The organism is Trichocoleus sp. FACHB-40 (genome assembly GCF_014695915.1).
Lineage (GTDB): Bacteria > Cyanobacteriota > Cyanobacteriia > Cyanobacteriales > FACHB-T130 > Funiculus > Funiculus sociatus.
This window is the reverse complement of record NZ_JACJPF010000104.1, coordinates 1-17,054: the sequence shown is the minus strand read 5'-3', so window position 1 is coordinate 17,054 and position 17,054 is coordinate 1. Positions and strand designations below refer to the sequence as shown.

The window sequence follows — 17,054 nt, the reverse complement described above, 5'->3', positions numbered from 1 at the left end:
ATAACTATGTTTCTACAACCTTAGTCGAGAGAGCGGCATAGTCTCCCGTTGAAGTTTGACCAATAATATAGACATCAATTTCGATTTCACCAATCCGGTAGACCTTTAGGTTACTGAGATTATTATTGAGTGTTTCTACCAACTTCTGGTACTTTTTGAGCGTGGCGAGTTCTTCTTCTCCATACCAATCCTGCTCAGTCGTTGCCACCCTAAAGAAATAATCAACTGTTACAACTTCAACAGGTGTATCTTGAGGATGTCCTGTTAGTTCCAGAACCTTTTGTGTTGTGAGATTCTCTCTTGTAAGAGATGTTTTATCTGACGACTCCCACAAAAAAACCTCAAATGGATAGTCGGACTCACTCATAAATAGCAAGCCTTCGGATGCTGATTTAAGTTGGTCGATAAGTTCTGAATTGTTCATTGAATTGCCAAGTGCGATCGCACTTCACACACTATCATCTACCCACTCACAGTGGGGGCAATCCCAATGCACCGGGGGCGTATTCTTCATATCAAACGGCATCTCGCAACTAGGACAGCGCCCCGTAAACATCGGGTGATAGTCCAGCAGCGCCAACTGTTCTAGTGGTGTCCGCCTTTGCTTAGGTTGCAAAATCAGTTCGCCATTGTAGTAGCTTGCTCCGTCCGGCTCCCACAGTTCTTCTGGTTCAGCGTTGGGGTCTTCTCGAAAGTCGAGACAGTGATCGCTATCTACCCCACCAGGATGAACGGCACAGACTAAATGAGGATCGTGTGAGTAAAGGAGGCAGCGATCGCACTCTGGAATCTTTGACATGGTACTAACAGCAGTTTATTCAAGTTTCCCCTAGAACTCCTAGAAGTGAGGGCGATCGCACCCTTCATCAACACGCTTTTAGTTAAGCGGGGATTTATCATTTGTTTGATACATTCAAGAAACTCGATTGGAACCAAATCAGCTTGACCTATTCAACTCGGCTCAGCTCACTTCCCGCAAGCGTAGACCGGATGTGCCGCTGATGAGTGCTGATGCCCTGGTGAGGTGGAAAACTCAAATCGCTGCCCACCAACAACGCGCCAGAGAAAATCAGCCAGTACAGCAGGTTGCATTATTCGACCTAGCACCGCAGCACTGTGACCCGGAACAGATTGACCCACTGACATTAAGACTTGATACCCTCTCGTTTTTTGAGCGACCTGGGCAAGATTTGGGTGAACCGTGTATTTATTTTGTTGTAGATACAACACCGAAGTTAATTTTATATGTTGGCGAAACGGTTCACAGTAACCAGCGCTGGCGCGGTACCCATGACGCAAAACGGTACATCAATCAGTACATTAGCTTGCATCGCCAGTACCAACTAGATGTTGCCATTTGTATCAGTTTCTGGTGGGATGCGCCATCAGCAACACAATCGCGGCAGGCTTTGGAGAAACAACTAATTTTGAAGTGGCAATCGCCTTTCAACAAAGAAAATTGGAAGCGGTGGGGGCAACCGTTTGGATAGGTGCGATCGCTCTCTGTTTAATCCTCTAGGATTGAGGGCGATCGCTTCCTGCAACTACTGAATTTTCACCTTGGGCAGTTTGTCTTGAAGAATATCAATTTCTGCCTGGGTGAGTATTTTGGGAGCCATCTGATTCAAGTCTTTTAAAACTGAATTGATATCATCAAATCTGAAATATTCGGTTAGTTTGCCAATTGGATAATTAAATTCCTGATAACGATACTTAAAGTAACGCTCTACATTACCTCGGTGCAACCAAGTACCTAGTACATTGATAAACACATCTTTGTAATGTAATTTTAAATCACGTTGTACTTCCAGAACTCGTTCATCGATTGAGCGACGAGTCACACCAATTTTGTGTAGCAGTTTCCCATCGGCTTTAATCTCCAGAAAGTACAAACTAAATTGAAGTATCCGCTGGATTTGGGCGCAGTACATTTTTAAATCTGCTAATCGTTCTGGTAGCGATGAAGAGTTTGTTAATTTAGCACGGGTCGCTGCTTGTTCTAAGAAATCAAGCTTATCTAAGATTAGAGGTTCCTGAACCTGATTAAATAGTTCTAATGGCAAGGCACAGACTGGGATTTTACCTAAGTCGGTAAACTCATGCCCTTGAGATTGATAGTCATTATTCCACACCAATAGTTTAGAAAGTACGAATTTAAAAGGTACGGTAGGAATAGAATAACCATGTCTGCCGTATTCTTTCCAAAATACCTTCAATTCCTCTAATTCTTTGCCTGACAGTTGAATATTGAAGGCATCGTATAAAGGTAAATAAGGAACTTGCTTGGTAGCTACCGGGCGGCAAGTTTCTTCAGTGTGAGCGAAATGATGTTGGTTGACTTTGCCCTTCTTAGCAGTTAATCTACTACCGCAGTAAAGACATCTGAGATTAGTTTTACCGCTACTAACGTCTTCAATAGAAACCAATACATTATCTTTGATATCAACGCCGTATTTAAGCCACATTTGTATCTTGATTTTATCAATTCAATCGCAAAAAAATGAGCTGCAACCCAATGAGTTGCACCCCTGCTTTAATTATTTTCAGTTATTAATATCTTCGTTCTGTTTGCCTCAAGTGCCATCTCACCGAAGCATGATAGCGATCGCTCTGCTTGCTTCTACCAAACCACCACTACAACTGTTGTCTGACCACGCCCGGAACTTCCAGCATTACCGTGGTAATCGGCACCAGTCGCCCTACTGTTGTGTAGTAACTGTTTCCTACTGGCGTTGTGGTCGAACGTTCGCAGAAGCAATGATTGTTATATAACTTTACATCGTGTCCTCGGACAGCGCGTATCTCGGCTTTACCTTCCGGGAATACTAGGATTGTCCTAAATTACGAACTTGTAAGTAGTGAATAAAACCGCAATTGCAGTTACCGCAGCCCTAGCTCTCCTTTTATCCGGAAACCCAGGCATTGCAAAAACCACAGCCACAGTGGTTAGTATTGGCGATGGCGATACGCTCCGAGTCAACAGCCAGGGGAAAGTTATCACGATTCGGATGGGCTGCATTGATGCCCCCGAAACAGGACAACGCCCTTGGGGTCAGCAATCAGCGGCGAAACTCAAACAACTTCTCCCTCCTGGTAAAGCCGTGCTTGTCAGAGAGATTGAGCGCGACCGCTACGGGCGCACGGTCGCTGAGTTGTTCCTAGGGAATCAGTCTGTCAATCTGCGGATGGTTCAGGAGGGGCAGGCAGTTGTCTACCGACATTACTTAAGCGGTTGCGCTGCTACTCAAAATCAGTACCTTCGGGCTGAGGCTCAAGCCAAGCAGAAGAAACTAGGATTTTGGAATCAATCCAAAGCTGTTATGCCGTGGGATTTTAGAAGAGGACAGCAGAGGAATAATTAGCTCTCTTCTAGCGCCAAATCCGCCCCCGCTTCTTCTGCAAAAGATGATTTTAGGCGTTACGTGGCACTTCGTTACAGCTTCGCTACCTTTATGCCCAGAACTGCCATTCATAGCGATCGCGCCTCTACTACAGCTCTTTGAACATCAGGGTGGGTTATTAGCTTAAAGAGCTTTGGGTTAACTGCATTCTCTATTAACTTTTTGCCTTCCTCGTTGGCTTCTGGGTATCGGTACGCGAGGTGAGCCAATAGCTCTAGGTCGCTCATAGATTGAAAGTCAGGCTTGTTCATAGTGCTTTTTCAGTTTTTGTAACTTCAAGTAAGCAAATTCTATTAATTGAGCGTCAGACCACTCAAATATGTACTCACACTGTTCATCTAGATAAGCTGTGTGATCACTACTGAGTAGGGAGCCGCTGAAATTTATTCGATTCCTGCTGCCGGGTAGCCGATCATCTAGCGTGACCAGTGCATTCAGGATTAGCAGTAGTTCATCTCGCTTGCTTAGTTTCAACTCCCCAGAACTCATAGCGATCGCACCTCAAAAATTTGAGGTGTTTCTAGGGGGTAGAGCAGATTTTCAGAAATTGCTGGTACTTGGAGAGGTTCAATTGTTTGTACGGTTGCTCTAGCAAGATTGTTGAGTGCATCATCTGGCAGCTGCCGCAGCACCTGGGCGATGATTTCCGGGCTAGTTTCCCAGAGACGGTTAGACAGGCAGTCAATTATTAACTCTCGTTGTGGTGGTCGTTGGGTGTTCATAGTTTGGCTTAGGTATCTGTGTTTAGTTTTCCCTACGGATAGCCTTTGTTGTACACTTTGTACAGTGTACAAACCAATAGTACAAAAGTTTATTGCAATGCGTAACCCTAACAAGCGAGACTGGAAGGCGTTACATAGTTTTTACGAAAACCTCATGGAGCTGGACGATTTCCTGGCTCTATACCCTGAATTATCAAGAGAGCAACTGGCTAGGGTCGCTAGATGCTCAATTCATGTTTGCAATCGTTGGTTCATGGAATCGGAGACTCGCCGCAGCCCCACAGAGGCTCATAGGCTTAGGTTTTCGATTGCTCACTTCGTTTGGCAGATGGAGCAGATCGAGCCGCCAGATTTTCAAGAGCTGCGGCAGATATATCGAGAGATGAAGAAAAAATAGTTTGTACAAAGTACAAAAAAAACTTGACCCGCTGGCAGGCGGGTTTTTTAATGGGTTCAAGTTTATGAATGAACCGCAGATTTATGCCGAAAACACAAACTGCATCTCAACCAACGCTTACATACACCGCTCTTGACCTCGCCCGTGAACTCGGAACGAGCGATCGCAACCTCAGCCAGAACTGGCTGCCTAAGCTTGAGGAGACTTTTTGGTGGCGCACAGCTGATTTAAAGGATGGGGAAAGATTTACTGCTTGGGCTAAAGAGGAATTTTTTAACCTTCAGGCTGCCATCAGCCCCAAAGTCCCTCTGCGCTCAGCAGACGGCATTATTCTTCGGGATGACAGCCAGAAGCCGCTAATGATTCCTAATGACAACCGGATTGGAATCAAAGAATATCAGCAACGTATCTGGCAGCAGTACAACCGATTCCCAGAGAAGCGGGTTGATGCTCCTTTAGCTACTGTTCCGGCTGAAGTTGTTGAGTCTGAAGTTGTTGAGGCTCATGAACTGAGCCTTGAAAAAATAGATTCACTTGGCACTTTCTTAGATATCCAGGCTGAGTATTTAGAGCAAGTTGGCACAGTTCTTGGTGACGCGCTTTCGGTTCCAATCGTTAAGCGAATGAACGAGCGCATCAGTGAAAACATTACTGGTGCAGTGCAAAACGTGGGAAAGAACATAGACCCGCGATCACGCTCTCGCCGCGCCTCTTAAAGTGGGCATCTGCTCATCAGATAGTAGTAGCCCTAATTGTTTCGGCTGTCATCATCGCCAAAATAATAGTTTTTTCTTTGATTGGTAGCTGGGTGAATAGTTGGGCTGAGCAAGTTTTCAAAGGGGTTCCTAATGACAAAGAGGAAATCGAACGAATCCGATGATGCTAAATCAGAAGATTTAATGTCTGTTGATTATTGGCGTAGCCTTGGCATTGAGCCAGTAGTAATTGAATCTGAAAAGGATTTCGATAAGGTTGCTGAACGAGTTAAAAAGGAGATTGATAATGGCAACAACAAGTAATAAACCCAAAGATAAGCAGTCTGCTGAACTGCCAGATGAGCTGACTTTTAAATTCAGCTTAGAGGCTGAGAAACGGCAACAACGCGGACATATTTTGAGAGGGGAGAAAGCTAAAACTGAGCGGACTAAGCTATGGGCAGATACTCAGGAAGTTAAACGCGACCGTCAACAAGTGAAGCTAAAAACTGAAGAAACTAAGCTCCAAACTGACAAAGAACATCTAGCGATCGCTGAAGATAACCTCAAAGAGGCTCAGGCTACTGGAATCCTTAACAAGCACCGGATTGTTAAAGGTCTTGCTGTCAAGGCTTACGCTGTGACTGGTGACTCTCAATATCTTCAGAAGGCTCAACAGAAGATTCTTGCTGGAGGTGTTGGGCAGGCTGTAGAGTTTGCTTCTACGGAATCAACCAAGGATAAAGTCAAACAGAAAGCATGAAGCTTTACCTTTTAGTTGTCGGCGCTACAGGGTTCTGTAGCGCTTCTTTATTAATTAGGTCTTTCCTCTTCCTTTGGTCAAGAAATTCTCAAGCTGCATTAATATTCCTAGTTGTTTTAGCGAGTGTTTTTGTAGTTTGGTATGCAGTTCTTAAGCTAATTAAACGCTTTGAATCATGAATAATCCCCTGCTATATCTTGCTGCTAGTGGCTGTATTACTTGCACCATCTTGTCTGGTGTCACTAATAAGCCAGTAGCCTTTCAGGTAGCAGGGGCTTTATTTGGAGTCGGTTTTTGTATTCAAGACAATTCTTTGAAAAAGTTTCAAGAGCTTGATAATCAGCAAGCTAATTTAACTGAAAGAATAGAACTTTTATTAAAACAAATTACTGATGCTGAAACGGATTTAGAACTTAATCAACAAGAGCATCAGCAAGAGCATCAGCAGAAGCTAGAAAAACTGACTGCTGAATATCAGGAACAGTGGCAGCAACGAGAGGCTGAACTACTGGAACAACAGCAGGAAATAGAGAAATTAACTGAGGCAGAGCAGCAGAAACTTGAGGAAAACATTGCTGCCGCTAATGAAGAGTTAGAGCAGGATAAGCAAAGTTTCCTCAAAGAACAGGCTGAAATCATCCAGCAGTATGAATCAAAGATTGAGCTATTGGATTCAGAGCTGGATGAACTGCGATCGCTCCTCGCTCAATACGAAGCCCCAGCGCTGCCAGAGGGTAGCAGCTTTGAGGTTGTCATCGCCCGTCGCTGTATGGAACTGTTGCTCCGCAAGCGGGTAGTCTGCGAGTTTAAGGGGGCAGCGGTCGATGAGCAGGGCTTTGTAGTTGTCCGGCTCAAACCTACAGACGGCGGACAGAAAGCTATTGAGAAATGGGCCAACCATCTCCACATTGAAATGGATTTGGCAGAAGCTCCCAAGTTTGTAACCCTGCGCGGCGCGGTTCAAGTTTGGCTCAAACCGCAGGAGATGGTTCGACTTCCAGCAATTGCGCCCTTCGATAGACACCCTGGCGAAGCTCCCCCGAACCTTCGGCTAGTCAAGAGCGAAGCTTTAGCCGAACCTATTGCACCTCAAAAGCTTCAGGAAGTTTCTACAGAGTTCGACGAACGCCTGGAAAGATTCGTAGAACCTTCTGCGAAGCTTCCCCCCTACGGTGCCATAAGGCAGATAGAACGCGATTGGGTCGGTTTCTTGTGGATCTACCACGACCCACCCATTAAGAACCAGAAGAGCATCATTTTGAGAGTGTGGGGATACAAGTCTGGTGAGGGCGAGAGCTTCCAGTCCGCCCGTTCTCGGCTGCACACCATTCTCAAGGATGCCGGGATAACCCCTAGAACTTGGAACAGGAGAGGAACAGATGCAGACTGAGGAATTTTGCGATCGCTATCTTCCTGATGGCTGGTGCGAGAGGGATTTGCAGTTATTGATTCAGAAGCGGCTGCGACGATTTGGACTGCTGGCAGCGCCGGACGAAGTAAGGATAAAGACACCGACAGCCACCAGACGCATCGATTTGGCAACGTGGCTCTGCAACTATGAGGTGAAGCGATATTTGACCCGCGACAATATTTTCCACGCTGTGGCACAGACTGAGTTGTACAACCACTATGGGCCAAAACTACTGTGGATAATCCCTAAGCGCCGTGTTGTGGTTGGGCTTGCACCAAGCGACCCCTACGACTATGAAGCAGCCCGGAAGGTTGCTGAGGACTTCCAGGTTATGGGTGTGAATGTGATTTTTATAAATGAAGTGGGTTTAAACTTCAATTCCCCAGAACTAAGAGTATCCCTAACGATGGCAATTTGTGCTGTTGCAGTATCTTTCCTGACAGCCTACTTATTAGTAGCTATTTAATTCCCCAGAACTGGATGCGATCGCTATGAGCTAACTCCGTTGCTTTGGGTTGGGAGATCGTTTTGGTTCTCGCCCTTCTGTCGCACACGATATGCAACAGCTTCCAACAAGACAGAAATATCAACGCTACTAGCTGTTTGAATCTGGGTTGCTATTTCTGCTGAAGTGCAGTTGCTACCGCCTAGCACAATTTGTAGCCCTGAGTCATTCCCAATCAATTCCTTGACTAACTCAGCTTTCTCTTGGGGTGAAAGCTTCTCGACAAGCGGTTTAACTTCTTCGAGCTTGATTGCCGCTACCTTGTATATGGTTGCTATTTCCACTCACCAGCCCCTGATTGCTCCTCATACACTTACCAGGTTAGTGTCTCTAGCTTCTTTAGGGGCTTTATTAAACCGTTTCGCCAATAGGATTAACAAATCAGAAACTTCTGAATCTGTCATTGATGCGATTGTAGCTTCTAGATTTCCGCTACTCATTAGCCCAAAAAAATATTCTTTAACCTCGCTAGGAAGTGCAGCAAGGAGCTTTTCCAAGCTATCGCTATATATCCGCTGTTTTCCGTTTCTGAACTGTGAAATCATCTGTTGGCTCACGCCAGATTGCTCGGATAGCCACTTGGCGCTGATTCCGTATCGTTCAAGAGCTTTATCGAGAGCTTCAGAAAAGTTTACCATAGTGATTCAGCAACTACTTAATTAATCACAGTATAATTCAGTAGTTGCTTAACTTTTTTGATCCATTTACTTAACGACATTATGCCATATATCGGCTTGGGGTGCTTATGAAACCCAAGGAGACTCAGCACTATCGCCTTTCGCTTGAAAAGGCGAAACAAGACTACAGAGACGGCATTATCACGGCTACTGGGCTTGTCTACTACACAGTAGGAATTTACAGGAAGCCTGGGCAGAAGTTAAGAGTCTGCGACATTGATGTTTTCTGCAAGGAAATGGGAATCAGCCGGGCTGCATTTTATAAAGCCATCTCCAAACTCAAAGTTAAGGGACGGTTGAACTGGGAGGCGGTTGCTGGCTTGGATTTATGGATTCCAGCCTCAAATGTGGTTGAAATCCAGTCAGGGCAAGAAGTTTCTACAAATGTAGAAACTTTGTCTACAAATGTAGAAACTTTGTCTACAAATGTAGAAACTTTGTCTACAAATGTAGAAACTTTGTCTACAAATGTAGAAACTTTGTCTACAAATGTAGACGAGCGAGAGCCAGAACCCTCTGACTGCAAAGGTTCCGGCACCCCTTCATATACTTCTCAGATACTTACAAATACTTCTCACTTACAGGAAGAAGTAGAAGGTGCGACTGAGAGAGAGCAAGAGGAATTTCTCAGGCAGCTTAGAGAACTCCGGATCAACCCAGACGATGTGAGCTGGGCCATCAAAAAATTCTCTGCCGCAACAATTGAGGATGCGATCGCATATACAAAGCAGCAGACTTGGGCAGACAAGCCAGCAGCCGCTTTTGTAAAGGCTTGTAAGGAAGGATTGAAGCCTGAATCGGACGCAGATATTAAAACTGCTGCAACACCGTTGGAAATTTGCCGCCAGTATTACAAACTCTCGCCGCCGATGGGATTAAAACTAGCTGCCCAGTATGGCATTGATGAGCAGTTGCTCAAGGAGGAGCAATGATTTTCTTTTCGCCAAATCAATATGAATCTTGCCTCATGTGCGATGGATTGGGGCTTGTTCAGGACAGTAACGGTTTTCTTCATGAGTGTGATTGGTGCAGTGGTTCTGGGACGGCTTTAAATCCCTTCTATGTAGACGAGGAAATTGAGCGCAACTCTGAGCAGTGGAGGGTTGAACATGAGTAGTTCTGGGGAATTAAAAGACTTAAAGGTTGGCGCGAGAGTCGAGGGGTGGCACCCATCCTCGCGGCGCTGGGTGAAAGTTACTGTTACCCGTGTTTCACAAAAAAGTTTTCAAGGGACAGAGGTAACAGCTGATAGAGATTTTGAAAAATGGACTGGGCTAACAAAATGGAGAGAACCCAACTCACACAGCTTGACCTCTGCTCCGGGGTCGGTGCAGGCTTCGCCCTCGCAGGGCTGCAACTCGGCTTTGACCTCATTGGACTGTGTGAAACAGACTTTTACTGCCGCGACATCCTCAGCAAGCGATACCCCAGGCGGCCAATTATTGGAGATATTCAGCGCCACGACTGGGGAGGAGACAAATTCAGCTGCATCATTGACGCTGACATCATCACAGCCTCGCCACCTTGTCAGCCGTTCTCAGTCCAAGGAAAGCGCAAAGGAGCCGACGATGAGCGAGATTGTCTCCCTGCCGTCGTCAAAGCGATCGCCGCAGTTCAGCCCAGATTCTTTGCAATCGAAAACGTCCCCGGATTACTTAGCTGCCCTTTTAAATTCGGATGGTCAAGCGGCTCTTACTTTAAAATTCTCACTGGAGCCATTGAGCAAATCGGCTATAGGTGGGAGAAGCTTATTATCAGCTCAGGACACTTTGCCGCCCCCTTCCTTAGAGAGCGACTACTTTTGGTTGGAGTCTCCGGGCGCACTGTCATCCAATGGGAAAGGGCGGCCACCTGGTCAGACCAGGCTAGAGAGTTTTTTGAAATCGAAAGGGCTGCTCAACGACGGCGAGGTATTAAACCCGGTTATCCTAAGCGATTGGTACAGTCTCCCGCAGAATTGGCTCGACCCCTCGGAGTGCCAAGCGGCAACGGACTTATTAGAAGCCAGAGAACGGCAGCTGGAAATCTTCTCGATCCAAGAGTCGCCGCCGTCGCCCTCCGCCGAATTTTGTACTTGTCCGAGTTGTCCCAGTTGTCAGCAACCCCTGCTAGATTTGGCTGATGGCTGTGGGACTTGTGGATGGTTCACTACAATTCCCTGGAACGAGCGGGAATGGGGAGATGAGCCACTTGATCCAGATGATGTCTGGAGAGTGGGCGATCGCATTCAGTGGAAGGGAGGCTTGCAGCAGTTTGGAACTGTGCGCGGGGTTCAGTGGCAGGAACTTCTTGGAGGCAAGCTACCTTTAATTCTTGTCCGCTGGGATGGGGCCGCCAGTGATGTATTGATTCCGCCAGAACAACTCTGGAGAATTTGGGAAGACCAGGAGCAGCCTAAAGTTAATTCCCCAGAACTGACACCGCAGCCTAAAGTTAATTCCCCAGAACTGACACCGCAGCCTAAAATTAATTCCCCAGAACTGCCTAGGAAGCGATGTGATAAAGGGCAGGCTAATCCATCAGGCAGAATTGAGCTACAGATAAAGCATAAGAAGCTCAGTTCTGGGGAATTAAAAAGTTATGAATACAACCTTTACCGCTATCAGTTGGGAGGTAGGGGAAAGGTTTACAGCAAAGTGATTCCATTGGGGAAGCTGGAGGAAGTACGGGAAGCGATCGCACTGGGACATCCTGCTGAAATCATTGTTAGTTGGTTCTGGGGACAATGAGCTTAACTTACGAAGACTTAAGAATGTGGCGTGACCTTTGTGAGTATCTTAATCAATCTTGGTACAAGTGTGAGGAAGCTGATTATTTATACACAAAGCTTCCTAGCTGCACTGTTTATCGACCTGAGAGGCGAATTCACCGCCGAGAACTTTGGGAGAATTGGCAAATTCAATTTATCAACTGGGGTGGGCATCCCATTATTAGATATTCAGAATCTGCTTATCGGCATTATAAAAAATGGAGGGGTTGGACACTAGGTAAAGATTGGGAAATTAAGATCGATTTTTTAGAGAAAGTTGTTTTGTTATCTGTTAACCCAGATGAATTAGATAAGCCTTGGCAAAGGGCTATTGAGAAGGCTAGAGAGGAAAGGTTAAGAAGGGAAGGCGAACGTTTTAGGCAAGAGGAAAGGGCTAAGGCTGAACGAGCAGCAATCTTTGCTGAAGGTTTTTGTGGTTGGTGTAAGGTTCCAGTAGCGTTTTTAATGATGGACTGCCCTAACTGCGGCAAGTCTTATGAATAGTGACTCAGAGTAGTTGACTAGACCCATCCAATAGGTCTATTAGATGTAATAGACCTATTGCATCTAATAGACCTAATAGACCTATGACACAGGATGAAGGATTCCCAGTTTCCCGGCTTCAGGAGCGTTACGGGCTGGGTGAGTACCAATCAGTCATTAATCGCTATAAGCTTCTTGGGATTGTTCCGTTTAAGAAGGGGCGGCAAAGTTTCATCACTGAGGCTCAGCTGCAAGCGCTTGACGACTTGAATGAGTGGAAGAAGGCAAACCCTAGTGCTAAGCTTTCAGATTTTCCAGGGGTGCTGGGGGCGGAGGCACCAGGGGGACAGATGGCAGTGATAGAGGCAGAATCACGAGAGATTGAACGCACCACCGGTGACACTGAGATAACCCTGACTGTTTCAGAGTTATCTCAACTGGTGAGGAGTGTCACTGCTAAACCTATTGAACCCTTGGCATATCTCAAGGAACTGGAGAGAGCCGCCGCTGCTGGGTGGCTTCTGACATCATCTGAGGTGAAGGCACTAATAGGAGTGAAGCCCAGCGTTAAGGGGAGCGATCGCACTTTTGTTCGTGGCTCTTTTGCCTTTTCTAAAATTCCACTCAAGAATGAAGAGGGCAAGCCTAAATTTAAAAAGATTGGTGGCCAGACTGCTTGGCGCGTTTCTAAAATTGTTGAATAGTTATTAAAAAGCCCCGGTCAAGGGGCTTTACTTTTAATTAATTCAGTTCTGGGGAATGGCGGTTAAGATTTTCAGCTTCTCTGTGAACTTTGCACCATTTCTCATGGGCCATAATTGGCTCCCCGCACGCTGGGCAGCTATTAGGAAATCGCTCAGCGTCTGGTAGCCGTCCGGTGCCGTCACAGATTGGGCATTCCATGTCGTAACTTTGATGTACTCCTGGCACTGCTGCAATGTGCATTTGACCCGATCCATTGCATTTTGGGCAAGCTTTCATAATTTATCTGCTTGTAGTTGTGTTGAAGGATTTAATTGCCACGGTTCCCAATTGTCTCGCTGGCGTTGCAACACTTCCTCTGGGAGATTGTGAATTGAGGATGTCTGATTGCCGCTGGGAAGCAGAACGCCCTCACAGTGGATGATTTGAATTGCATAGCTGTACTTTGCAGCCAGGTCTAAGTAAGCCTGAAAGTATTTTTGTTTAACAAAAGTATTAGCAACTGCAACTTTGTCTTTGTCCTGCTGCATCCATGCTTCGACATTGTTAAAGCACCATTGATGTGATTCCCCTTGTAGCTCTACCTTATAATTGCCGTCTTGGTAAAGTCCGGGCATATCATCAGATGCGATCGCATACTCGGTGATAGCACTCGCTAAAGAACTTTTACCGCTCCCGCTAATGCCTCGAATTAGGTACAAAGTTTTAAGCATTTTATCCTCGCTTTTACAACTTGATTAGCTTTCGGTTTCGTCCCCCAACCGGGGTAGACCATCTCCCCGTTTTGCTGACTCTAAAATTTAATCCCCCGTTGCTTAGAGCGGTTAATATCTGCTTGACAGTGGTTGGGTGCGTGTCCGTTAACGCCCCTATCTCCTTAAAGGTTAGGGGGTGGTTGTTAATCTCCTCAAGGATTAGAACTGCTCTACGCTCTGCTTTGCCTAGCAGTGGTAACAACCATTCTTGTTCATCTGGATGTAGGTCTAAAAACTTGCCCAGTTTGGGTGCTAACTCAGTCAATCGCTCGGCAGTTGCTTTTTCCATAGCTCTGTTTAGTTCCCTATTAGGGATATTTTATGGCGAGAAGCCCCAGTCAAGGGGCTTTAGTTCTGGGGAATTGAGAAGAGTTAAAAAGGATGTTTTAATTGATTAACTCGTTCAACCCATGCAGGTGCTTTTTTGCCATTTAGAGGTTGCAAAGTTTCCCACTCTGCTTGTAAATCTTCAAGTGATAAATCAGGTAATTCTTGCCCTGCCCAAACAAGAGCATCTTCTTGAGATTTCCAGTTAGCCCAAGGTGCTAAAGGTACAGCAATCCAATTCTTAAGAATCTCCGCTACCTCTTTGCCTGGGTTGAGAAAGGTTCTATCTGAGAGTTCTGAACAGCGGCTCTTGCTGATAGTCAATAAGTGGTTGTAGTCCATCTCTCCTGCTACATCAAACTCGTACTCAATGCCGCTGGACTGGATCGGTGCAGTGCCGATTTTCTTGGGTGCAGTCTTAGTCTTACCGTCCTTGGCCTGGTACTCCTCCATTAAGTATTCAGTTTTGGATCGCATGGTGGCGATGATGTGGCTTGAGCTGCCGATCATTGCATCAATTAGCTTTCGCTCTAGTGGGCGAACATTCTTCCAGCCGTCAAAACCCTTCCCAGCCAATTCTAATTCTGCAAACCAGGCATGAGATAGAGAATCAATGATGATAGTTTGATAACCTGCGGCCTCGGCGGATTGAATTGCCTCAATGTATTTTGCTGGGTGGTGGCTGTTGAGTTCACATACATCAAAGTCGAAGAGGTCAGCATATCTCGAAGCTGAGCCGCGCTCGGTGTCGATGACTGCGATTGATGAGCCAAGATGGGAGGCGATCGCCAGAGCTGAGTAAGTTTTGCCGCTGCCGCTGGCTCCACTGATAGCAAGGCGGATTTTGATTGATTGTTTGGTAGCTTTCTTGAACATGGTCTGGTTATGCCCCCGGTACAATGCCGAGGGCGCTAGTTGGTTCTGGGGAATTAAAACTCGTAATATTCAGAATCAAGAATTGCTAAATCACTGGTGCAGCAGGAGCAATATTGGCGCTGCATTTCTGCCTTAGCTGCCCGGTAGCCATCCATATAAGCAAGCCGATTGCTCTGGGGAGACTGTAATAATCGAGCATCTGTGTAGCCGTCAATGTATGCGTCCTGGTCTGCTAAGTCGCGTTGTAAGCTAATCTCAGATTGAAGTTGGTCAATGTCGAATGTCATAATGAATTGCCTCATGCGTGGGGTAAATAGCGATCGCTGCTCTTGGTCGGGTAGGCGATCGCTTTTAGTTTGAGCAGTTTAGGGACTTGCTCAGGTCACGTTTTTAGAAATATGCTGGGTCTTCTAAATATTCATTGCTATGTTCGTTGCTGACCCATTGGTGATGTTCTATATAATCTTTAAGTCGGTCAAACCCTAAATGATGAAGAACTGCGTAGCCGTGTTTACAGCAACCTTTACCAATGAATTTGATTTGGTTTGAATAGTCTTCACAAGAGCAATCAATGCTGTCTTGATAAGCGTAAAGGCTATACGCTGTAGCTTTCTTGGGATTTACTACTCTAAAAAAATTGTCTTTAACTCTGTTAGTTAAAAGCTCTCTAGCTTGTTGTTTTCGCCAATCTACAAAGTTATTTAAAAAAGCTTGGCAACTAACAAATCTAGGGCGCTGACCTTCAATTATTACGAAGCAAACGCGCCACCACACTTGAACTACTTTCACTCTGCTTAAAGCAACATTGAAAATTCTTGCAATTGCAGCTTTGGAATAGATGAGGCGAAGTCTGTTAACCATTGGTCGGGTGATTAAGCTCTACATCTATATAATAGCATGGGGACACGCTATTACAAGGTATTTTAGATAGGAATATCTTATAGCTAATAGCGTGGGGACGTGCTAGAGTATGGGTGAATGTGGAGGGAGTATGGCACGAATTGGCGGGAACCCAGATTTAAAGGAGTATCAGTTTACTACTGATAGGGCTGAGCCTTGCTCTGCAAAGCTTTCTGTACGCATCCAGCCCTCGCTGCTGGAAAAACTGCAAAGCCAAGATAATTGGCAAGAACTTGTGAGGCAGGCAATTGCGGAGAAGCTGAACGTGCCGATCGCCACTGTTCAAGAGAAAGCCCCCAAGCAGAGCCGGGGGCGAAAACCGAAACAAGACTAAAAGAGCGACAACTGGACGGGGGCAGGAACCGGAACGAACGAGAACCAGCCCCCACCGCAGGAAGAGAAGCCCCACCCAGCCGGAACACCGAACGGAGCGAACACCACGCAGGGAACACCCAGGCCAACCGCGAACGCCAGCGAAGCCCAAGAGCCAGAGCCAGCGCCACAGAAGCACCGGGAGGAAGAAGCAGACGGAACCAACCCGACCGGACAGGCGGACGACGGAAACGACACCAGCACACCGCCAGCAGCAGACAGCGCCCGGACAAAGGCCACAGACCGAGCAGCAAACGCGCCCCGACCGGAACCGAACGAGGACACGGAGAACACCCGCGCACCAGGAAACGCAGAACGCGCCGCAGCATCAACACCACGAGCGCAACCGACCAACACCGAGGCACCAGGAGCAACGGCAGCCACCACCGCCGGGAACACCCCCGGAACCACCGACCGAGAACCCGAAAACCCAACCACAGCAGCACCTGAAACGACTGACAGAACAGAAGAAGGAAGCACAAGCACAACCCAACTCAACAACCCTAGTATAGCATGGGGACACGCAAAAGACAACCTCAAGCCCAGGCACAGAGCGGAACACAGCCGACGCACACCACAGCCCAAGCAACCAGCGAGAGAACCCGGCCGGAAAAAAAACACACACAAACGACTGCCGCCGGAGGCACCCCCCCAGGAGGCACCCGGAACCCAGCCGCAGCAGACCGCAAGGCAGAAGCCCCAAACGCAGCAGAACCAACACCAACAGACGACGAATGGCTAATGGCTAATGGCTAATGGCTAATTGATTTTTGAGCCAGTGAGGGAGCGAAGCCGGGCGACACGCAGGCCCCACGGGAGAAGTGACCGCCGCGTTTCCGCAGCAGTTTCTTTTTCTCCGTGGGTGTCTGCGTGGCGGGCTAAGGGCTTAGGGCAGGCTCGCTCCCTCACTGGCTACCTTGGGGAAGCGAGAGGCCTTCTTTCTTATTTCTTGGGTAAGCGAGAAGTCTTTTTTTAGTTATTTAACGCAGAAGTGCAATGGGATTGACTGTAACTTTCCCCTGCATTGTTCGGATTTCAAAGTGCAAATGTGGCCCGGTACTGCGCCCGGTGCTTCCCATTAATGCGATCGCTTCGCCTTGCTCCACTCGCTGCCCTTCCACTACAAGCAGTTTTGAATTATGCCCATATCTGGTTAAGCTGCCGTCTGGGTGCTGGATGTCCACCAGGTTTCCGTACCCACCAGAGTTCCAGCGGGCATATACCACGACTCCAGAAGCTGCTGCAAAAATAGGTGTTCCAATGGGTGCAGCGATATCGATACCCTTGTGCATCCGTCCCCACCGGCGACCATATCCAGA

The 17,054-nt window shown here is 46.9% G+C and carries 31 protein-coding genes; 17 read left to right on the top strand and 14 right to left on the bottom strand.

Going from position 1 to position 17,054, the window contains the following annotated elements:
• Window positions 1–4 precede the first annotated feature (4 nt).
• The gene (locus H6F63_RS25430; protein ID WP_190640106.1) at window positions 5–424 is read right to left on the bottom strand and encodes a nuclease A inhibitor family protein; all 420 of its coding nucleotides are present in this window, start codon (window positions 422–424) and stop codon (window positions 5–7) included.
• A 24-nt stretch (window positions 425–448) separates the two neighbouring features.
• A complete protein-coding gene (locus H6F63_RS25425; RefSeq protein WP_190640105.1) occupies window positions 449–799 on the bottom strand; it encodes a hypothetical protein in 351 nt (116 codons plus the stop codon).
• A 127-nt stretch (window positions 800–926) separates the two neighbouring features.
• Between H6F63_RS25425 and H6F63_RS25420 the strand changes: the two genes are divergently transcribed.
• The gene (locus H6F63_RS25420; protein WP_190640104.1) at window positions 927–1,490 is read left to right on the top strand and encodes a GIY-YIG nuclease family protein; all 564 of its coding nucleotides are present in this window, start codon (window positions 927–929) and stop codon (window positions 1,488–1,490) included.
• A gap of 54 nt (window positions 1,491–1,544) precedes the next feature.
• Here H6F63_RS25420 and H6F63_RS25415 read toward each other — a convergent pair whose 3' ends face one another.
• Window positions 1,545–2,465, bottom strand: coding sequence for a GIY-YIG nuclease family protein (locus tag H6F63_RS25415; protein ID WP_190640103.1), 921 nt, complete (start codon window positions 2,463–2,465; stop codon window positions 1,545–1,547).
• 112 nt (window positions 2,466–2,577) lie between these two features.
• Between H6F63_RS25415 and H6F63_RS25410 the strand changes: the two genes are divergently transcribed.
• Window positions 2,578–2,772: a hypothetical protein gene (locus tag H6F63_RS25410; protein WP_190640102.1), complete on the top strand. Its 195-nt coding sequence runs from the start codon at window positions 2,578–2,580 to the stop codon at window positions 2,770–2,772.
• Window positions 2,773–2,858: 86 nt separating this feature from the next.
• Window positions 2,859–3,362 carry a thermonuclease family protein gene (locus H6F63_RS25405; RefSeq protein ID WP_190417173.1) on the top strand — a complete coding sequence of 168 codons (504 nt, stop codon included), beginning with the start codon at window positions 2,859–2,861 and terminating at the stop codon, window positions 3,360–3,362.
• 107 nt (window positions 3,363–3,469) lie between these two features.
• Here H6F63_RS25405 and H6F63_RS25400 read toward each other — a convergent pair whose 3' ends face one another.
• Together H6F63_RS25400 and H6F63_RS25395 are read right to left on the bottom strand one after the other, a co-directional pair.
• Entirely contained in the window at window positions 3,470–3,652 is a 183-nt protein-coding gene (locus H6F63_RS25400) for a hypothetical protein (RefSeq protein ID WP_190417174.1), read from the bottom strand.
• A 234-nt stretch (window positions 3,653–3,886) separates the two neighbouring features.
• Complete coding sequence (locus H6F63_RS25395) at window positions 3,887–4,123, bottom strand: hypothetical protein (RefSeq protein ID WP_190417175.1); 237 nt, start codon at window positions 4,121–4,123, stop codon at window positions 3,887–3,889.
• Between the two features lie 97 nt (window positions 4,124–4,220).
• On the opposite strand from H6F63_RS25395, the gene H6F63_RS25390 reads away from it, so the two are divergent.
• The 6 genes from H6F63_RS25390 to H6F63_RS25365 all read left to right on the top strand — a co-directional run bounded on the left by H6F63_RS25390 (window position 4,221) and on the right by H6F63_RS25365 (window position 7,855).
• Window positions 4,221–4,520 carry a hypothetical protein gene (locus H6F63_RS25390; RefSeq protein WP_190417176.1) on the top strand — a complete coding sequence of 100 codons (300 nt, stop codon included), beginning with the start codon at window positions 4,221–4,223 and terminating at the stop codon, window positions 4,518–4,520.
• A gap of 83 nt (window positions 4,521–4,603) precedes the next feature.
• Window positions 4,604–5,236 (top strand): hypothetical protein, encoded by a 633-nt coding sequence (locus H6F63_RS25385; RefSeq protein ID WP_190417178.1) that lies wholly within the window; start codon window positions 4,604–4,606, stop codon window positions 5,234–5,236.
• A gap of 132 nt (window positions 5,237–5,368) precedes the next feature.
• On the top strand, window positions 5,369–5,539 hold the full coding sequence (locus H6F63_RS25380) for a hypothetical protein (RefSeq protein WP_190417180.1): 171 nt from the start codon (window positions 5,369–5,371) through the stop codon (window positions 5,537–5,539).
• A complete protein-coding gene (locus H6F63_RS25375) occupies window positions 5,523–5,978 on the top strand; it encodes a hypothetical protein (protein WP_190640101.1) in 456 nt (151 codons plus the stop codon). The genes H6F63_RS25380 and H6F63_RS25375 overlap by 17 nt, the downstream gene beginning before the upstream one ends.
• Window positions 5,979–6,153: 175 nt before the next feature.
• Window positions 6,154–7,368: a hypothetical protein gene (locus H6F63_RS25370; protein WP_190640100.1), complete on the top strand. Its 1,215-nt coding sequence runs from the start codon at window positions 6,154–6,156 to the stop codon at window positions 7,366–7,368.
• Window positions 7,358–7,855, top strand: coding sequence for a hypothetical protein (locus tag H6F63_RS25365; RefSeq protein ID WP_190640099.1), 498 nt, complete (start codon window positions 7,358–7,360; stop codon window positions 7,853–7,855). The genes H6F63_RS25370 and H6F63_RS25365 overlap by 11 nt, the downstream gene beginning before the upstream one ends.
• A gap of 23 nt (window positions 7,856–7,878) precedes the next feature.
• Here the strand turns inward: H6F63_RS25365 and H6F63_RS25360 are convergent, their stop codons facing one another.
• Together H6F63_RS25360 and H6F63_RS25355 are read right to left on the bottom strand one after the other, a co-directional pair.
• The gene (locus H6F63_RS25360; RefSeq protein ID WP_190640098.1) at window positions 7,879–8,178 is read right to left on the bottom strand and encodes a hypothetical protein; all 300 of its coding nucleotides are present in this window, start codon (window positions 8,176–8,178) and stop codon (window positions 7,879–7,881) included.
• 21 nt (window positions 8,179–8,199) lie between these two features.
• Window positions 8,200–8,532 (bottom strand): helix-turn-helix transcriptional regulator, encoded by a 333-nt coding sequence (locus tag H6F63_RS25355; RefSeq protein ID WP_190640097.1) that lies wholly within the window; start codon window positions 8,530–8,532, stop codon window positions 8,200–8,202.
• A 107-nt stretch (window positions 8,533–8,639) separates the two neighbouring features.
• On the opposite strand from H6F63_RS25355, the gene H6F63_RS25350 reads away from it, so the two are divergent.
• From H6F63_RS25350 to H6F63_RS25325, 6 genes are all read left to right on the top strand, one after another.
• On the top strand, window positions 8,640–9,503 hold the full coding sequence (locus H6F63_RS25350; RefSeq protein WP_190640096.1) for a hypothetical protein: 864 nt from the start codon (window positions 8,640–8,642) through the stop codon (window positions 9,501–9,503).
• Window positions 9,500–9,688 carry a hypothetical protein gene (locus tag H6F63_RS25345; RefSeq protein ID WP_190640095.1) on the top strand — a complete coding sequence of 63 codons (189 nt, stop codon included), beginning with the start codon at window positions 9,500–9,502 and terminating at the stop codon, window positions 9,686–9,688. The genes H6F63_RS25350 and H6F63_RS25345 overlap by 4 nt, the downstream gene beginning before the upstream one ends.
• 147 nt (window positions 9,689–9,835) lie before the next feature.
• Entirely contained in the window at window positions 9,836–10,693 is an 858-nt protein-coding gene (gene dcm / locus H6F63_RS25340) for a DNA (cytosine-5-)-methyltransferase (protein WP_190640094.1), read from the top strand.
• Window positions 10,686–11,300, top strand: a complete 615-nt coding sequence (locus H6F63_RS25335; protein ID WP_190640093.1) for a hypothetical protein — start codon at window positions 10,686–10,688, stop codon at window positions 11,298–11,300. Before dcm ends, H6F63_RS25335 begins: the two co-directional genes overlap by 8 nt.
• Window positions 11,297–11,824 (top strand): hypothetical protein, encoded by a 528-nt coding sequence (locus tag H6F63_RS25330; protein ID WP_190640092.1) that lies wholly within the window; start codon window positions 11,297–11,299, stop codon window positions 11,822–11,824. The genes H6F63_RS25335 and H6F63_RS25330 overlap by 4 nt, the downstream gene beginning before the upstream one ends.
• Window positions 11,825–11,907: 83 nt before the next feature.
• Window positions 11,908–12,507 carry a hypothetical protein gene (locus H6F63_RS25325; RefSeq protein ID WP_190640091.1) on the top strand — a complete coding sequence of 200 codons (600 nt, stop codon included), beginning with the start codon at window positions 11,908–11,910 and terminating at the stop codon, window positions 12,505–12,507.
• A gap of 37 nt (window positions 12,508–12,544) precedes the next feature.
• Here the strand turns inward: H6F63_RS25325 and H6F63_RS25320 are convergent, their stop codons facing one another.
• From H6F63_RS25320 to H6F63_RS25295, 6 genes are all read right to left on the bottom strand, one after another.
• Window positions 12,545–12,748, bottom strand: a complete 204-nt coding sequence (locus H6F63_RS25320; RefSeq protein ID WP_190640090.1) for a hypothetical protein — start codon at window positions 12,746–12,748, stop codon at window positions 12,545–12,547.
• Window positions 12,749–12,780: 32 nt separating this feature from the next.
• Window positions 12,781–13,218, bottom strand: a complete 438-nt coding sequence (locus tag H6F63_RS25315; RefSeq protein ID WP_190640089.1) for an AAA family ATPase — start codon at window positions 13,216–13,218, stop codon at window positions 12,781–12,783.
• Between the two features lie 13 nt (window positions 13,219–13,231).
• Complete coding sequence (locus tag H6F63_RS25310) at window positions 13,232–13,549, bottom strand: hypothetical protein (RefSeq protein ID WP_190640088.1); 318 nt, start codon at window positions 13,547–13,549, stop codon at window positions 13,232–13,234.
• An 83-nt stretch (window positions 13,550–13,632) separates the two neighbouring features.
• Window positions 13,633–14,463, bottom strand: coding sequence for an ATP-binding protein (locus tag H6F63_RS25305; protein WP_190640087.1), 831 nt, complete (start codon window positions 14,461–14,463; stop codon window positions 13,633–13,635).
• Between the two features lie 53 nt (window positions 14,464–14,516).
• Window positions 14,517–14,750, bottom strand: a complete 234-nt coding sequence (locus H6F63_RS25300) for a hypothetical protein (RefSeq protein ID WP_190640086.1) — start codon at window positions 14,748–14,750, stop codon at window positions 14,517–14,519.
• A gap of 103 nt (window positions 14,751–14,853) precedes the next feature.
• The gene (locus H6F63_RS25295; RefSeq protein WP_190640085.1) at window positions 14,854–15,324 is read right to left on the bottom strand and encodes a hypothetical protein; all 471 of its coding nucleotides are present in this window, start codon (window positions 15,322–15,324) and stop codon (window positions 14,854–14,856) included.
• A gap of 261 nt (window positions 15,325–15,585) precedes the next feature.
• Here H6F63_RS25295 and H6F63_RS25290 point away from each other — a divergent pair, with 261 nt between their 5' ends.
• Complete coding sequence (locus H6F63_RS25290; RefSeq protein WP_190640084.1) at window positions 15,586–16,185, top strand: hypothetical protein; 600 nt, start codon at window positions 15,586–15,588, stop codon at window positions 16,183–16,185.
• 63 nt (window positions 16,186–16,248) lie between these two features.
• Entirely contained in the window at window positions 16,249–16,491 is a 243-nt protein-coding gene (locus H6F63_RS25285) for a hypothetical protein (protein ID WP_190640083.1), read from the top strand.
• A gap of 224 nt (window positions 16,492–16,715) precedes the next feature.
• Here the strand turns inward: H6F63_RS25285 and H6F63_RS25280 are convergent.
• Window positions 16,716–17,054: M23 family metallopeptidase (locus tag H6F63_RS25280; RefSeq protein ID WP_190640082.1), on the bottom strand; the 339-nt coding region annotated here is incomplete at its 5' end.

Bases quoted from the DNA above. Each gene is read 5' to 3' on its own strand.
- H6F63_RS25395 (WP_190417175.1), bottom strand. From the start codon at position 4,123: ATGAACACCCAACGACCACCACAACGAGAGTTAATAATTGACTGCCTG.
- H6F63_RS25320 (WP_190640090.1), bottom strand. From the start codon at position 12,748: ATGCACATTGCAGCAGTGCCAGGAGTACATCAAAGTTACGACATGGAA.
- H6F63_RS25365 (WP_190640099.1), top strand. From the start codon at position 7,358: ATGCAGACTGAGGAATTTTGCGATCGCTATCTTCCTGATGGCTGGTGC.
- H6F63_RS25310 (WP_190640088.1), bottom strand. From the start codon at position 13,549: ATGGAAAAAGCAACTGCCGAGCGATTGACTGAGTTAGCACCCAAACTG.
- H6F63_RS25325 (WP_190640091.1), top strand. From the start codon at position 11,908: ATGACACAGGATGAAGGATTCCCAGTTTCCCGGCTTCAGGAGCGTTAC.
- H6F63_RS25430 (WP_190640106.1), bottom strand. From the start codon at position 424: ATGAACAATTCAGAACTTATCGACCAACTTAAATCAGCATCCGAAGGC.
- H6F63_RS25415 (WP_190640103.1), bottom strand. From the start codon at position 2,465: ATGTGGCTTAAATACGGCGTTGATATCAAAGATAATGTATTGGTTTCT.
- H6F63_RS25305 (WP_190640087.1), bottom strand. From the start codon at position 14,463: ATGTTCAAGAAAGCTACCAAACAATCAATCAAAATCCGCCTTGCTATC.
- H6F63_RS25370 (WP_190640100.1), top strand. From the start codon at position 6,154: ATGAATAATCCCCTGCTATATCTTGCTGCTAGTGGCTGTATTACTTGC.
- H6F63_RS25345 (WP_190640095.1), top strand. From the start codon at position 9,500: ATGATTTTCTTTTCGCCAAATCAATATGAATCTTGCCTCATGTGCGAT.
- H6F63_RS25400 (WP_190417174.1), bottom strand. From the start codon at position 3,652: ATGAACAAGCCTGACTTTCAATCTATGAGCGACCTAGAGCTATTGGCT.
- H6F63_RS25385 (WP_190417178.1), top strand. From the start codon at position 4,604: ATGCCGAAAACACAAACTGCATCTCAACCAACGCTTACATACACCGCT.
- H6F63_RS25375 (WP_190640101.1), top strand. From the start codon at position 5,523: ATGGCAACAACAAGTAATAAACCCAAAGATAAGCAGTCTGCTGAACTG.
- H6F63_RS25300 (WP_190640086.1), bottom strand. From the start codon at position 14,750: ATGACATTCGACATTGACCAACTTCAATCTGAGATTAGCTTACAACGC.
- H6F63_RS25295 (WP_190640085.1), bottom strand. From the start codon at position 15,324: ATGGTTAACAGACTTCGCCTCATCTATTCCAAAGCTGCAATTGCAAGA.
- H6F63_RS25425 (WP_190640105.1), bottom strand. From the start codon at position 799: ATGTCAAAGATTCCAGAGTGCGATCGCTGCCTCCTTTACTCACACGAT.
- H6F63_RS25330 (WP_190640092.1), top strand. From the start codon at position 11,297: ATGAGCTTAACTTACGAAGACTTAAGAATGTGGCGTGACCTTTGTGAG.
- H6F63_RS25355 (WP_190640097.1), bottom strand. From the start codon at position 8,532: ATGGTAAACTTTTCTGAAGCTCTCGATAAAGCTCTTGAACGATACGGA.
- H6F63_RS25350 (WP_190640096.1), top strand. From the start codon at position 8,640: ATGAAACCCAAGGAGACTCAGCACTATCGCCTTTCGCTTGAAAAGGCG.
- H6F63_RS25380 (WP_190417180.1), top strand. From the start codon at position 5,369: ATGACAAAGAGGAAATCGAACGAATCCGATGATGCTAAATCAGAAGAT.
- dcm (WP_190640094.1), top strand. From the start codon at position 9,836: ATGGACTGGGCTAACAAAATGGAGAGAACCCAACTCACACAGCTTGAC.
- H6F63_RS25390 (WP_190417176.1), top strand. From the start codon at position 4,221: ATGCGTAACCCTAACAAGCGAGACTGGAAGGCGTTACATAGTTTTTAC.
- H6F63_RS25285 (WP_190640083.1), top strand. From the start codon at position 16,249: ATGGGGACACGCAAAAGACAACCTCAAGCCCAGGCACAGAGCGGAACA.
- H6F63_RS25315 (WP_190640089.1), bottom strand. From the start codon at position 13,218: ATGCTTAAAACTTTGTACCTAATTCGAGGCATTAGCGGGAGCGGTAAA.